13 protein-coding genes are annotated in these 12,907 nt (G+C 67.7%); 6 read left to right on the top strand and 7 right to left on the bottom strand.

Annotation, left to right across the window (positions count from 1 at the left end; translation table 11 throughout):
• Positions 1 to 50: 50 nt before the first annotated feature.
• From sdhA to sdhC, 3 genes are read right to left on the bottom strand one after another with little or no spacing between them, the layout of a single operon-like run.
• Positions 51 to 1,826, bottom strand: a complete 1,776-nt coding sequence (gene sdhA / locus D106_RS0101405) for a succinate dehydrogenase flavoprotein subunit (protein ID WP_018878967.1) — start codon at positions 1,824 to 1,826, stop codon at positions 51 to 53.
• Between the two features lie 10 nt (positions 1,827 to 1,836).
• Positions 1,837 to 2,175 carry a succinate dehydrogenase, hydrophobic membrane anchor protein gene (gene sdhD, locus D106_RS0101400; protein ID WP_018878966.1) on the bottom strand — a complete coding sequence of 113 codons (339 nt, stop codon included), beginning with the start codon at positions 2,173 to 2,175 and terminating at the stop codon, positions 1,837 to 1,839.
• Positions 2,172 to 2,552 carry a succinate dehydrogenase, cytochrome b556 subunit gene (gene sdhC / locus D106_RS0101395; protein WP_018867304.1) on the bottom strand — a complete coding sequence of 127 codons (381 nt, stop codon included), beginning with the start codon at positions 2,550 to 2,552 and terminating at the stop codon, positions 2,172 to 2,174. Before sdhC ends, sdhD begins: the two co-directional genes overlap by 4 nt.
• 188 nt (positions 2,553 to 2,740) lie before the next feature.
• Between sdhC and D106_RS0101390 the strand changes: the two genes are divergently transcribed.
• Positions 2,741 to 3,787, top strand: coding sequence for a folate-binding protein YgfZ (locus D106_RS0101390; RefSeq protein ID WP_018878965.1), 1,047 nt, complete (start codon positions 2,741 to 2,743; stop codon positions 3,785 to 3,787).
• A 3-nt stretch (positions 3,788 to 3,790) separates the two neighbouring features.
• Positions 3,791 to 3,955: a hypothetical protein gene (locus tag D106_RS15160; RefSeq protein WP_012983248.1), complete on the top strand. Its 165-nt coding sequence runs from the start codon at positions 3,791 to 3,793 to the stop codon at positions 3,953 to 3,955.
• A 37-nt stretch (positions 3,956 to 3,992) separates the two neighbouring features.
• Here D106_RS15160 and D106_RS0101380 read toward each other — a convergent pair whose 3' ends face one another.
• Genes D106_RS0101380 through D106_RS0101365 form a run of 4 tightly spaced genes read right to left on the bottom strand, consistent with a single transcriptional unit; the run spans position 3,993 to position 7,583 of the window.
• Positions 3,993 to 5,426: an FAD-dependent oxidoreductase gene (locus D106_RS0101380; RefSeq protein ID WP_018878964.1), complete on the bottom strand. Its 1,434-nt coding sequence runs from the start codon at positions 5,424 to 5,426 to the stop codon at positions 3,993 to 3,995.
• Entirely contained in the window at positions 5,426 to 5,806 is a 381-nt protein-coding gene (locus D106_RS0101375) for a DUF302 domain-containing protein (RefSeq protein WP_018876837.1), read from the bottom strand. Before D106_RS0101375 ends, D106_RS0101380 begins: the two co-directional genes overlap by 1 nt.
• Positions 5,807 to 5,860: 54 nt before the next feature.
• Positions 5,861 to 7,000: an acyl-CoA dehydrogenase family protein gene (locus D106_RS0101370; RefSeq protein ID WP_018878963.1), complete on the bottom strand. Its 1,140-nt coding sequence runs from the start codon at positions 6,998 to 7,000 to the stop codon at positions 5,861 to 5,863.
• 34 nt (positions 7,001 to 7,034) lie between these two features.
• Positions 7,035 to 7,583 (bottom strand): OsmC family protein, encoded by a 549-nt coding sequence (locus tag D106_RS0101365; RefSeq protein WP_018878962.1) that lies wholly within the window; start codon positions 7,581 to 7,583, stop codon positions 7,035 to 7,037.
• Positions 7,584 to 7,998: 415 nt separating this feature from the next.
• On the opposite strand from D106_RS0101365, the gene D106_RS0101360 reads away from it, so the two are divergent.
• From D106_RS0101360 to D106_RS0101345, 4 genes are all read left to right on the top strand, one after another.
• On the top strand, positions 7,999 to 8,859 hold the full coding sequence (locus tag D106_RS0101360) for an ABC transporter ATP-binding protein (RefSeq protein ID WP_018867298.1): 861 nt from the start codon (positions 7,999 to 8,001) through the stop codon (positions 8,857 to 8,859).
• Positions 8,860 to 8,902: 43 nt separating this feature from the next.
• The gene (locus tag D106_RS0101355; protein WP_018878961.1) at positions 8,903 to 10,186 is read left to right on the top strand and encodes an ABC transporter substrate-binding protein; all 1,284 of its coding nucleotides are present in this window, start codon (positions 8,903 to 8,905) and stop codon (positions 10,184 to 10,186) included.
• Positions 10,183 to 11,022 carry an ABC transporter permease gene (locus tag D106_RS0101350; RefSeq protein ID WP_018867296.1) on the top strand — a complete coding sequence of 280 codons (840 nt, stop codon included), beginning with the start codon at positions 10,183 to 10,185 and terminating at the stop codon, positions 11,020 to 11,022. Before D106_RS0101355 ends, D106_RS0101350 begins: the two co-directional genes overlap by 4 nt.
• Positions 11,023 to 11,221: 199 nt before the next feature.
• The gene (locus D106_RS0101345) at positions 11,222 to 12,865 is read left to right on the top strand and encodes a sigma-54-dependent Fis family transcriptional regulator (RefSeq protein WP_018867295.1); all 1,644 of its coding nucleotides are present in this window, start codon (positions 11,222 to 11,224) and stop codon (positions 12,863 to 12,865) included.
• The last annotated feature ends 42 nt before the right edge of the window (positions 12,866 to 12,907 follow it).

Here is a 12,907-nt window from a genome sequence, read left to right as displayed (position 1 = left end):
GTTCGCGGCGCGAACCGCATCCCGCAGAGCGTTGCATTCCCGACAGGCCATCAGTACACGCGCTCCTTCGGCGGGAACGAGGCCACGGTGTTCGGCTGGGTGCGCACCGGCTTGTAGTCGAGGCTGTCGTCCGCCAGCGAGTACAGGCTGTGCTTGAGCCAGTGCTGGTCGTCGCGCTCGGGGAAGTCGATGCGCGAATGCGCACCGCGGCTCTCCTCGCGCCCCAGCGCGGAGCGGATGGTCGCGATCGCGCAGTCCATCAGGTTCTCCAGCTCCATCGCCTCCACCCGTGCGGTGTTGAAGGTGGCGGAGTGGTCCGCGATCACTGCATGGTTCAGGCGCTCGCGCAGCGCGCGGACCTTCTCCACCCCCTCGCGCATCACCTGGTCGCTGCGGAATACCGAGCAGTGGTCCTCCATCACCTTGCGCAGTTCGCGCTTGAGCGGTTCGACCTGCTCGGAGGAGCCGTCGCCCGGGTCCTTGCGGTCCCAGCGCGTCAGTCGTGCCATCGCCTGCTCCACCGCCGTTTCGTCCAGCGGCCGGTGGTAGTGGTTCTCGCGCAGGTATTCGAGGATATGGTTGGCCGCCGCACGTCCGAATACCAGGATGTCCAGCAGCGAGTTGCCGCCCAGGCGGTTGGCCCCGTGTACGGAGACACAGGCGGCCTCCCCGGCCGCGTACAGCCCCGGCACCGGGTCCTCCGGGGTGTCCTTGACCGGCGCCACCACCTGGCCGAAGCGATTGGTCGGGATCCCGCCCATGCTGTAGTGGCAGGTCGGGAACACCGGGATCGGGGCCTCGATCGGGTCCACGCCGAGGAAGGTCATGCTCGCCTCGCGAATACCCGGCAACCGATGGCGAATCGCATCCGCGCCAAGGTGGCGCAGGTCCAGCAACACGTGATCGCGGTTACGCCCGCAGCCACGACCTTCGCGCACCTCGGTGGCAATGGAGCGGCTGACCACGTCGCGCGAGGCCAGGTCCTTTGCCCTTGGGGCATAGCGCTCCATGAAACGCTCGCCGTCGGCGTTGACCAGGAAGCCGCCCTCGCCGCGCGCGCCCTCGGTAATCAGCATCCCGCGTCCGGCGATGCCGGTCGGGTGGAACTGCACGAACTCCATGTCCTCCAGCGGCACCCCGGCGCGCAGGGCCATCGCCATGCCGTCGCCGGTATTGATCAGGGCGTTGGTGGTGGTGCGGAACAACTGCCCCGCCCCGCCGGTGGCGATCAGCGTGGTCTTCGCCTCGATCACGATCGGCTCGCCGGTCAGGATCTCGAAGGCCAGCACGCCCAGCACGAAGCCCTGCTCGTCGCGCAGCAGGTCCACCGCGAAGTACTCGTCGAAAAAGTGCGTACGCGCGCGCAGGTTCTGCTGGTACAGCGAGTGCAGAATGGCGTGCCCGGTGCGGTCAGCTGCCGCACAGGTGCGCGCCGCCTGGTCCTGGCCGAAGTTCTGGCTCTGCCCGCCGAATGCGCGCTGGTAGATATTGCCGTTGTCCAGGCGCGAGAACGGCACGCCGAAGTGGTCCAGCTCGTAGACCACCTTGGGCGCGGCGCGGCACATGTATTCGATTGCGTCCTGATCGCCCAGATAGTCCGATCCCTTCACGGTGTCGAACATGTGCCAGTGCCAGGAGTCCGGCAGCACGTTGGCCAGCGCGGCGTTCACCCCGCCCTGCGCGGCCACCGTGTGCGAGCGCGTGGGAAACACCTTGGAGACCACCGCGACCTGGGCATCGCCGTTGGACAGCTGCAGCGCGGCGCGCAGGCCCGCGCCGCCGGCGCCGATGATCAGCGCGTCGAATTTGCGCCGTGCCACGTTCATGCCAGTCCCTTCATGCAAGCCCCGCTCGAATCAGTATGAATAACGCCCACAGGCCCGTCAGGAGCAACCCGCCGCCACCGAGCACGAACACCACAAGCCGTGAACCGGGGGCGTGCACGTAGTCCATCACCACATCGCGCAGGCCGATCCACGCATGCAGCCAGAGCAGCAACACGAACACGGCTGTCAGCAGCCCCACCACCGGGTGTCCCATCACCGCCAGCCAGGCCGCATGGTCCGCCGGCGCGGCCAGCACGAAGAACCCCAGGGCGAGGATCACGTACACGCCCACATAGACCGCCGTGATGCGTTGCAGCAGCCAGGCGCGCTGTCCGCTCAACAACTTCACAGCACCAGCCCCAGCCAAACCAGCGCGGTGGCCAGAAGGCCGGCGTACAGCGCATCACGCGCCGTGCGCAGCGAGCCCTCGCGATCCTCCCCGATACCGAATTCCATCAGCAGGTAGCGAATGCCGGCGAACAGGTGATGCAGCAGCCACCACAGCCCGAGCGCCAGCGCCGCCAGGCCGAGCGGATGGTGGATGATCGCGATCACCTGTGCGAAGCCCGCGGGGCTGGCCAGGGAGCGGTCCAGCAGCCAAAGCAGCACGGGAATCGACAGAATCAGGAAGACGCCGGTAATCCGGTGCAGAATGGAGACCACGGCATTCAGCGGCAGTCGGATCTTGCGCAAATCCAGAAAGACGGGACGTCCCTGCCGAGTCATGCCACCCCCTTGAACAAAGATAAAGAATCCAGGGCTGACACCCTGTGAAAGGTTCGTCTACTATCGAGCCGCTTGGTTCAGCTTACCACCTCAATCCAGTGCAGCGCTGCCTTTCCGGGCGTCCCGGCCACCGATGGCGAATCGGTCCGGCGGCGCGCGGCGACGAGCACTGCCACAGGAGAATCCCGATGCGCGAAGACTGGAAACACCACTTGATCGACGCCGGCGCCGAGTTCGAGGAGGACGACCTCCTGCACTACGGCAACCCGGAGCGCGAGCGCCGCATGGCCGTCAACGGCGAGGTGATCTGCGACCTCTCCCACCGCGGTCTGCTGGAGGTGCGCGGCGACGACGCCACCGACTTCCTGCAGGGGCAGTTCGGCAACGACATCCACGCGGTGGACGCGCAGCACAGCCAGCTCTCCAGCTACTCCAGCCCCAAGGGGCGGGCCTATGCCGTGTTCCGCGTGCTGCGCACGGCGGACGGCTACCTGCTCGAGATGCCGGCGGACCGGATCGAGCCGGTCGCCAAGCGCCTGCAGATGTTCGTGCTGCGCGCGAACGTGATCATCGAGCACGCCGGGGACTCCCGCATCCACTTCGGCTTTTCCGGACCGGATGCCGAGAAGGAGCTGACCAACGCTCTGGGCGTGTGTCCCGGCGCGCCGGAAGAGGTGGTCGAGAAGAATGGCGTGACCGTCGTCCGGGTACCCGGAATGCACCCGCGCTTCGAACTGTTCGGCGAGATCGACGCCATGCGCCGCGCCTGGGACAGCCTGAACGTCCACGCGGCCCCGGTGGGCCCGCGTGACTGGGCACTGCTGGACATCCTTGCCGGCGTCCCGACGGTGGTGGAGGAAACCACCGAGATGTTCGTCCCGCAGATGCTGAACCTGCACGCCCTCGGCGCGATCAGTTTCGAGAAGGGCTGCTACCCGGGGCAGGAGGTGGTGGCGCGCATGCACTACCTCGGCAAGCTCAAGCGGCGCATGTTCCGCCTGGCCATCCATACCCAGACCCCGCCGCAACCCGGCTCGCCGGTCTTTCGCGCGGACGGCAAGCCGGAGCAGTCGGATGGCGAGATCGTCGCGGCCGAACTCCACCCGGACGGGCTCTACTCCGCCCTTGCGGTCGTGCAGGTGGCCGCCGCGGAAGGCGAGCTGCGCTGGGGTGCCCCGGATGGCGCAACGGCCGAGGTGGTCGATCTCCCCTACGCCGTCCCGGAAGGAGCCTGACGCATGCGCTTCCTGTTCTTCTTTTTCGTCCTCATCCTGCTGGCGCTGTGGGCGGCCTTCTTCAGCCGCCCCAACAACCCCACGCTGTCCAACTGGCTCTACGTGCTGGCCGGTGTGCTGGCCGTGCTGTTCCTGATCGGCTACCTGCGGCTCGACGGGGTCATATGAGTCCGCTCCGGGCCGGCCACGCCGGCCCGGTAGCGCATCACGACGCCAGGCGCGCCCGGGGATCCGCCACTGATTTGCCCAGGCAGGTCCCCAGTTCGCGCGCCCGCCGCGCGTGCCGCCCCGACAGGGCGAAGCCGGCGAGCCGTCCGTCGGCGTGATATTCCAGGTGGCGCCCGGCCCCATCGGCGCTGATCTCCACCCATTCCCCGGTATCCACCGGCGGCGGGCAGACATTCAACGGCAGGCTCCCCGTCTTGACCTGTACGACACCGGCATCCGGTCGGTAGACCGTCGCTTCGCCCGACAGGGTCCGCGCCAGCGCCGCCGCCTGGCCACGCAGGGACTCCACGTACGGGCGCAGCCGCCCCTCGAACTCGCAGCCATCGCCCAGGGCGAAGATCGCCGGATCGGTCGTGCGCAACAGCGCATCCACCTCGATCCCGCGGTCGCAGGACAGGCCCACGCGCTCCGCCAGCTCGCGCTGGGGCTCCAGGCCCAGGGCGCTGATCACGACCTCGGCCTCGAGGGTCTCGCCGCCCGCCAGCACCAGGCGCTGCGTCGCCTCCGTTACCGGTTCAATGCGCTCGACGGTGGCCTCGGTGTGCCACTGCACGCCATGATTCGCGAGTGCCTGCTGCAGGTCATCGCCCAGCGACCGGGGCAACAGCCCGGCCAGCGGCTGCGACGCACATTCGACGAGGTGCACGGGGTGGCCACCGGCCGCCAGGTCGTCCGCCAGTTCGCAGCCCACCAGACCTGCCCCGATGATGGCCACCCGGGTATGGGCAGGCGCGCCGCCACCGGCCTCCAGCGCCCCGCGCAGGGCCCGATAGTCCTCCAGCGTGTTCACGGCCAGGGGGGGCGTGGCGCCGCCGGGGAACGCCATCCTGCGCGGCCGGGCGCCAGTGGCCAGCACCAGCTGGCCGTACGGCACACCCCCGCGCGCTGTGATAAGGCGCTGCTGCGCACGGTGAATATCCAGCACCCGCACGAAGGGCATCAGGTCGATCCCGAGCCGCGCCGCCCGCGCCGATCCGGTCTCTTCGACCAGGTCCTCGACCGTGGTACCGTGCGCGAAGGCGTTGGAGATCCGCGGCTTGGTGTAGTAATCGCCCGAGTCGGCCGTCAGCAGGCGGATGGTCCGCCGCGGATCCCGCTCGCGCAGGGCCTCGGCCAGGGCCCAGCCGGCCATGCCGCCACCGACGATCACCACCGCATCCGGGTCGGCCATACCGCTCCCGGCACTCCAGGCCATCGCGGCGGCGCCCGCGTCCGCCGTTTCGGCGCGCGGTTCCAGCGCGGTGAAGTCGGCCTTGGTCACGTTGCAGTCGGGGCAGTACCAGTCGTCGGGGATATCCTCGAAGCGGGTCCCCGGCGCCAGGCCGGAATCCGGATCGCCCTTGGCCTCGTCGTAGATATAGCCGCAGACCTTGCAGATATAGCGCTTGAATGCGTCGGTTTCGGTACTCATCACGCGGCCTCCACGGCGTCGAGAATGGCCTGCAGTTTCGGGTCCAGTTCGGATCCGATGGCCTCCAGGTCGGGGTTGGCCCACGGCGCGAACACCTCCCGCGCGGAACGCGTGCTGATACGCAGGATGTCGCCATCACCGGACACATGGATACGCAACGGGATGTCGATGCCCGCAGGCTTGCAGGCCTCCCAGACACGCACCGCGTAGCTCGGGTGAAAGACCTCGAGGATCTGATCCGTCGGCACCTCGACCCCGATCTTCGCGGCGTTGGCCTGACCATTGATATGCGAGACCAGCTTCAGGCCCTGGGCATCGATCGCCGCCTTCAGGGTGTCGACGGCCGCCTCGGGATCCATTCGGGTAGTGATTTCCAGCATGGCGATTCCTTGATTCGGCCCGGGGCCCGGGGGCCCCGACCGTGGGTGGTGGTTTCAGTGCGCGTGGATGCGCGCAAGCTCCTTGCGCAGGTGCTTGATGGCCGGTGTCACGATGGCCACAAAGTACGACTCGCGCAGCTTGCGCTGGGCCGACGCATCCGCCTTGTAGCCGCGCGCCCCGCAGTGCAGCAGGGCCGACTGCGACGCGCGCAGGGACAGCTCGGACCCGGTCAGGCGCATCTGCAGCACGTCCGCGAAGAACCGCTCGGATTCGTCGAACGGCGTCTCGGCCAGCGCATAACAGGCCGCGCGCCCGTCCTCCAGGGCCTCTTCCAGTTCGCCGACCTGGTCGTCGAGATAGCCGTTTACGTGCGCCAGGGTCTCGTTGGCCTCGCGCATCGTGCGCAGGCAGCCGTCGATGAGCCCCAGCCCCATGCCCATCTGCAGCAGCACGAAGCCCGGACGGATCCGGCGGATGTACTCGGGGAGCGAGTCGGCCAGCACGTGGGCATCGGGCACGAATACGCGGTCGAAGTGGCAACCGAAGGTGCGCGACCCCTCCAGGGCCGTGAACTCGGGGCAGGCCGTCAGGCTGAAGCCGGGGTCGGCGCAGTTGATCAGCGCCATCACCGGGCGCGGGTTCGCGTCGGTGGTCCGGAAGATCGCGCCGAAGTAGTGATCCTCGCCCAGGTTGGACACCCAGGGCAGCGACCCGGAGACCACATAGCCCCCGTCCACGCGTTCGGCGGAGAGTTTCAGGTCCTCGATGTTGGCGAACCATTTCATCGGGTTGGACAGCGCGGTGGCGCCCAGCGCCTCGGCATTGGCCAGCTTCGGCAGCGCCTCGCGCTTGAGTGTGTCCGAGCTGCTGTTCTCCACGTACCAGGCGCAGGCGTTCTGGCACCAGGCCACGAACCCGGTGGTCATGCATTCGGCCGAGATCACCTCGGTGGCGCGGATCGCGCTGGCAATGTCGGTGGTGCCACTGGCGTTCTGGCTGGCAAGATGGCGATTGAAGGCGCCGAGGCGGCCAGCCTCGCGCAGAAAATCCTCGGGGTATAGGCCTTCGCGGTCGATACGGGCGGTCAGTGGCGCGAGGTCGCGTTCCACCAGCGCCTGCAGCGCGGCGTCGGCATCCGCCGGCCCTGCGGCCGGCGACACCCCCGTCACGTCTTGAGTGCGGGTTTCGAGCATTGGGTTTTACTCCCGTAAAGATCCAGTAACCGGTTCAGGCCAGCTCGACGCTGACGTTGACCGGGTTGCGCATGGTGTTGGCGACCGGCGACCAGAAGTCGGCATGCGCCACCAGGTCCTTGAGCTGCTCCTCGCTGGCATCGCCTTCCAGGTGCGCCTTCACGCGGATGTCGGAGAAACCGAGGTGCTTGTTGACGTCGGTGTCGCCCACGCCCCATACGGCGGTCACGTTGATATCCCCTTCCAGAGTGAGTTCGAGCTTGGTCAGCGTGATGCCGCGGTCGATCGCGTTGGCGTGCATGCCCACCGACAGGCAGGCGCCCAGGCTGGCGAGAACGGCCTCGGAGGGATTCGGCGCGGTGTCGTCACCGAGCAGGTGCGGCGGCTCGTCGATCACGTGGGCATCCAGATCGCGCACGTAGGTCAGGTTGCGGAACTTGCCCTCGCAGACCGTGGTGGCCTTCAGGGTCACGATGCTTTCGGGATTGGCCTTGCCCTTGGCGGCCAGGCCGTTCAGGCCGTCCTGATCGATCGGCTCCAGGCCGTTGACGGACAGGGAGGTGGTGGCTTCGGCTACGGACATGGTGGTACTCCTCGCGGTTGAGATTCGTGGATCCCCGGCGTTCGACCGGGTCGACCACCCCGGTGCAGAAGCCGTGCCAACACCGTGCATGCCGCAGCACAAAGCCATCTCCGGGCATTCAACCCGGAATCGTCGCTTCCCACGGCGGCCAATCCGTCCACTTTGTCCACCCGGAATCGGCCGCTTTGTCCGGATTGTCCACTCTCCATTCCCGGCGCCGAATCGGTCCGTCTTGCATGCGCACCCTGCGTGCCGCCCGGTATTTCGCATCAGCGCGCCGTTTCCAACCCCCGGTGGATGAAAGCCCCGGGGATCGGGACGGGTTTGGCACGCCCCTTGTAAGGAACCTTCCTGAACGCGCCGCCGAAGCGATCCGCCCGGCGGCTCATGAACGAAGGATCAAGAGGGACACGCCATGGGCGCCGCCATCTCCATCGACTACATCACCCATCACTATCCCGGGCAGGAAGCCCCCACGCTGAAGGACATCCAGGTCAACATCGCGCCGGGCGAGACCGTGGCCCTGATCGGCCAGAGTGGCTGCGGCAAGTCCACCCTGCTGCACATGCTCGCGGGGTTGCTGATGCCCAGCGATGGCTGCGTGCGCATCAACGGCCACCAGGTGATCAAGCCGAGTCCGCGCTGGAACATGATGTTTCAGAAGCCCTCGCTCTACCCCTGGATGACCGTGCGCAAGAACGCCTCGCTGGGCCTGATCTTCCAGGGCCGCAAGCGCGACATGCGCGAGCGCATCGACCAACTGCTGGAGACCGTCGGCCTGACCGACAAGGCCGAGGTCAACGTGCAGTCGCTCTCCGGCGGCCAGCAACAGCGTGTCGCCCTGGCGCGCAGCCTGGCCACCGACCCCGAGCTGCTGCTGCTCGATGAACCGTTCTCGGCTCTGGATGCCTTCACCCGGGTCGCCCTGCAGGACGAGGTCACCCGCCTGGCCCGCGAGCGCGGCATCTCCGTGGTGTTCGTCACCCACGACATCGAGGAGGCCGTGGCCATGGCCGACCGCGTGCTGGTCATGGGCTCCAACCCCGGCACGATCACCGCCGAGCTGAGCATCGAAATCGACCACCCCCGCGACCGCAACAGCCAGGCCTTCGTCGACCGCAAGGCCGAACTGATGGGCTACTTCGGAGCCACTCGAAGCCCCAGCACCGCTCCGGAAGCCGCCGAGTCCGAGACCGCTTCGCCTGACACGGAAGACGAAAGCCAGGCGACCGAACCGACCACATCCGAATCCCGGGCACGCGTACGCGCTGCCTGATCCACCGCCGCCACTGCCCGACCCTGACCGAGGAACCACCACCATGTGCAACTGCGACAATCACCATGACATCGACCGCGAGCTGGACAGCCTGCTGGACCGCAGCTTTTCCCGTCGCAACTTCCTGCGCACCGCCGCCGTCGGCGGCCTGGCCGGCACCGGGCTGGCCCTGCCCGGCTCGCTGTTCGGTGCCGAACCGGGCAGCCTGGAGGAACCCGAGGGCGTCGTCAGTGACTTCGACGGCGTCGTGCGTATCGGTTACATCCCGATCACCGATGCCGCCGCGCTGCTGGTCGCCCACTCCGAGGGCTATTTCGAGGACGAAGGCCTGGAGGTCGCCGACCCGACCCTGATCCGCGGCTGGTCGCCGCTGATCGAGTCCTTCGCCGCCAACCGTTTCAACCTGGTGCATCTGCTCAAGCCGATCCCGCTGTGGATGCGCTACCAGAACGACTTTCCGGTCAAGATCATGTCCTGGGCCCACACCAACGGCTCTGCCGTGGTCACCGGGCGCCACGTCGACGTGCAGTCGTTCTCCGACCTGGGCGGCAAGAGCGTGGCCGTCCCCTACTGGTATTCGATGCACAACGTGGTCATGCAGATGGCCTTGCGCGACGCCGGCCTGACGCCGGTGATCCGCGACCAGGGCTCGGCGCTGGAGGCGCACGAGGTCAACCTGATGATCATGCCGCCGCCGGACATGCCGCCGGCCCTCGCCGCGCGCTCCATCGATGCCTACATCGTCGCCGAGCCGTTCAACGCGGCCGGCGAGCTGCTGGCCCGCGGCAACGTGCTGCGCTTTACCGGCGATATCTGGAAGAACCATCCCTGCTGCGTGGTCTGCATGAACGAGCGCCTGACCGACCGCGAGCCGGAGTGGACGCAGAAGGTGATGAACGCCGTGGTCCGCGCCCAGGGCACCATCCAGGAGGACAAGAAGAGCATCGCCACAATGCTCTCGCGTGACGGCAAGGGCTACCTGCCTATGCCCGCCAACGTGGTGGAACGCGCGATGACGAACTACCACGACGACAGCACCTACGCCGACAGCGGCGCGATCCGTCACCCCGAATGGGAGAACGGCCGCATCGACTTCTCGCCCTGGCCCTACCCGTCCGCGACGAAAATGCTGGTGGGCGCGATGAACGAGACCCTGGTCGGTGGCGACACCACCTTCCTTGAAGGCCTGGACCCGGACTTCGTGAAGGATGATCTGGTGAACTACGACTTCGTGCGCAAGGCGATGGAGACCCACACCGCGTGGCAGGGTGCCCCGGGTGTGGACATGGATTCGCCGTTCGCCCGCGAGGAGGTGGTGGTCCTATGAACCGCGAAGCCACGCTCTCCGTCGACCCCACAACCGTGGAGCGGCTGATGCCGCTTCTGCGGTTCGCCGACCGCGCCCGCCGGGCGCTGCAATACCCGGCACTGGGGATCGCCGGCCTGTTCGCCCTGTGGTACTGGGGCGGCTGGGCCATCGCCAACAACGAGGACACGATGGCCTTTGCCAGCTTCGCCCCCGGGCCGACGCTGGCCGCATTCTGGGACCTGGTCGTCTCCGGCAACGTCTGGAAGCCGATCGAGTCCAGCCTGTACCGCGTGGGCTGGGGTCTGGCCTATGCGATCGCCATCGGCGTCCCGCTGGGGGTGATGATCGGCTACTTCCTGACCCTGAAGCAGGTCACCCATGTGCCGTTCCAGTTCCTGCGCATGATCTCGCCGCTGGCCTGGATGCCGATCGCGGTGCTGGCCTTCGCCACCTGGGACGCGGCCATCATCTTCCTGATCGCCATTGCCGCCGTCTGGCCCATCACCTATGCCACCGCGCACGGGGTACAGCGCATCGACCCGATGTGGCTGAAGGTGGGCAACAACCTGGGGGCCAACCCGTACCACACCCTGCGCTACATCGTGATGCCCGCGATCGCGCAGGATGTGTTTGCCGGGATCCGCCTGGCCGTGGGGGTCGCCTGGATCGTGCTGGTCCCGGCGGAATACCTCGGCGTCACCTCGGGGCTGGGCTACGCGATCAACGATGCCCGCGATACCCTGGAGTACGACAAACTGGCCGCCTTCGTGCTGGTGATCGGCATCATCGGCTACATGCTGGACGCCATCTGCGTGCGCCTGATCAAGCGCAGCAGCTACCACGCCGAGGGATAATCCCCACAAGCGGGACCCCATGGGCCCGGCCACCCCGGCCGGGCCTCTTTCCCTCACCCGGCAAGGCGCGTGCAAGCCAACGGTGCGCCGCCCCGCCCCATCACGAGGCACCAGCACCAAAACGGACCGCGCCGCTGCTGCGCCAGACCTGTACAAACCGCCTTGGGCGCACTGGCAGGGTTTCTGCATATCCCCACCCATGGCCTCGCAACACGCATCCGATTCGACCCCGCCCGACCTCGCCACGCGGGAGCAGGAGATCACCCTGCTGCTGGAGGTCGCCAAGCTCATGGGCCGCTCCGGCGACCCGGACGCCGCCATCTATCGCATCCTCGGGATGATGTCGCAGCTGCTGGGCCTCAACCGCGGCCGCGTCCTGCTGCCGGACCCGAACAGCGGACAGCTACGCATCCGCCACGCCTACGGCCTGACCGACGCCGAGCGCGACCGCGGCAGCTACAGCCTGGGCGAAGGCGTCACCGGGCGCGTGATGAAGACCGGCCAGATCGCCCTGATCCAGGACATCGACAACGAGCCCGAATATCTCGCGCGCGCCATCGACCGCTCCACCCTGCCGCAGGAGACCGTCGCCTATATCGCCGTCCCCATCGTGCAGGACGAACACGCCATCGGCGTCCTCGGAGTGCATCGCCTGCGCCGCCGCTCGCGCCAGTTCCAGGACGACCTGAACCTGTTGCGGGTGGTCGCCAGCATGATCGGCCAGGTCTTGCGCATTCACCAGCTGATCGCCGAACGCACCGCCGAACTGGTCTCGGAGAATCGCTATCTGAAGAGCGCCCTGGACACCCAGGGCGGGCAATACGGCATCCTCGGCGAGAGCCCGGCCCTGCGCCATGTCCTGAAGCAGGTCCACCGCATCGCGGACACCCAGGCCACCGTCCTCGTCACCGGGGCCTCCGGCACCGGGAAGGAAAAGATCGCGCGCATGATCCACCGGATCAGCCAGCGCAGCGCCAAGCCGTTCATCTCCATCAACTGCGCCGCGATCCCGGCCGATCTGCTGGAATCCGAACTGTTCGGCCACGAAAAGGGCGCCTTCACCGGTGCCTCCAGCGCCAAGACCGGCAAGATCGCCCTGGCCGACGGCGGCACGCTGTTCCTGGACGAGATCGGCGACATGCCGGAGGCGTTGCAATCGAAGATCCTGCGCGTGCTGCAGGAGCGCGTGGTCCAGCCGATCGGCGGTTCGCGCGATATTCCGGTGGACGTGCGCATCATCGCCGCGACCCACCAGAACCTGCAGGCCGCGGTGAATGCCGGGGAGTTCCGGCTCGACCTGTTCTACCGCCTGAACGTGATCCCGCTGCACATGCCGGCGTTGCGCGACCGCGCCAGCGACATCCGCCTGCTCACCCGTCATTTCCTCGACCGCTACACCCACCTGCACGGCTGGAACGTGGTCGTGGATGACGGCGTCCTGGAGCGCCTGGAGGCCTTCGACTGGCCGGGCAATATCCGGCAACTGGAAAACGTACTCGAGCGGGCCGTGCTGCTGTCCACCGACGGCCGCATCGGCACACCGCTGATTGACGAGATCCTACACGAGGAGTCCCGCATCAGTCCGTTCGAGCGTGAGCCCCTGGGCTCGCACACCGAGCCCTCGTCGGCAGCGCCCCGCGAAGCCGCGCCGGCGCCCCCTTACGGCGCAGACTGCACCAGCGCGGTGCGCCCCTACCAGCGTGTGCACGCCTCCGAGGCAGAGCGCCTGGCGCGGGCGATCGAGCGGGCGCGCGGGAACAAGACCCGCGCCGCCCTGGAACTCGGGCTGACCCCGCGCCAGCTGCGCTACCGCCTGAAAAAGCTCGGCATCGAAACGACTTAGCGCCGCCCCCGGCGCGAAGGGACGATTCGTCCGCATTGCCCG

Source organism: Thioalkalivibrio sp. ALE9 (assembly GCF_000377445.1).
GTDB lineage: Bacteria > Pseudomonadota > Gammaproteobacteria > Ectothiorhodospirales > Ectothiorhodospiraceae > Thioalkalivibrio.
Note: the sequence above shows the minus strand (reverse complement) of the source record. Positions and strands in the feature narration are given on the sequence as shown.

Excerpts from the sequence above, each read along its gene's own strand:
- sdhA (WP_018878967.1), bottom strand. The coding sequence starts at position 1,826 with ATGAACGTGGCACGGCGCAAATTCGACGCGCTGATCATCGGCGCCGGC.
- sdhC (WP_018867304.1), bottom strand. The coding sequence starts at position 2,552 with ATGACTCGGCAGGGACGTCCCGTCTTTCTGGATTTGCGCAAGATCCGA.
- D106_RS0101390 (WP_018878965.1), top strand. The coding sequence starts at position 2,741 with ATGCGCGAAGACTGGAAACACCACTTGATCGACGCCGGCGCCGAGTTC.
- D106_RS15160 (WP_012983248.1), top strand. The coding sequence starts at position 3,791 with ATGCGCTTCCTGTTCTTCTTTTTCGTCCTCATCCTGCTGGCGCTGTGG.
- D106_RS0101380 (WP_018878964.1), bottom strand. The coding sequence starts at position 5,426 with ATGAGTACCGAAACCGACGCATTCAAGCGCTATATCTGCAAGGTCTGC.
- D106_RS0101375 (WP_018876837.1), bottom strand. The coding sequence starts at position 5,806 with ATGCTGGAAATCACTACCCGAATGGATCCCGAGGCGGCCGTCGACACC.
- D106_RS0101370 (WP_018878963.1), bottom strand. The coding sequence starts at position 7,000 with ATGCTCGAAACCCGCACTCAAGACGTGACGGGGGTGTCGCCGGCCGCA.
- D106_RS0101365 (WP_018878962.1), bottom strand. The coding sequence starts at position 7,583 with ATGTCCGTAGCCGAAGCCACCACCTCCCTGTCCGTCAACGGCCTGGAG.
- D106_RS0101360 (WP_018867298.1), top strand. The coding sequence starts at position 7,999 with ATGGGCGCCGCCATCTCCATCGACTACATCACCCATCACTATCCCGGG.
- D106_RS0101355 (WP_018878961.1), top strand. The coding sequence starts at position 8,903 with ATGTGCAACTGCGACAATCACCATGACATCGACCGCGAGCTGGACAGC.
- D106_RS0101350 (WP_018867296.1), top strand. The coding sequence starts at position 10,183 with ATGAACCGCGAAGCCACGCTCTCCGTCGACCCCACAACCGTGGAGCGG.
- D106_RS0101345 (WP_018867295.1), top strand. The coding sequence starts at position 11,222 with ATGGCCTCGCAACACGCATCCGATTCGACCCCGCCCGACCTCGCCACG.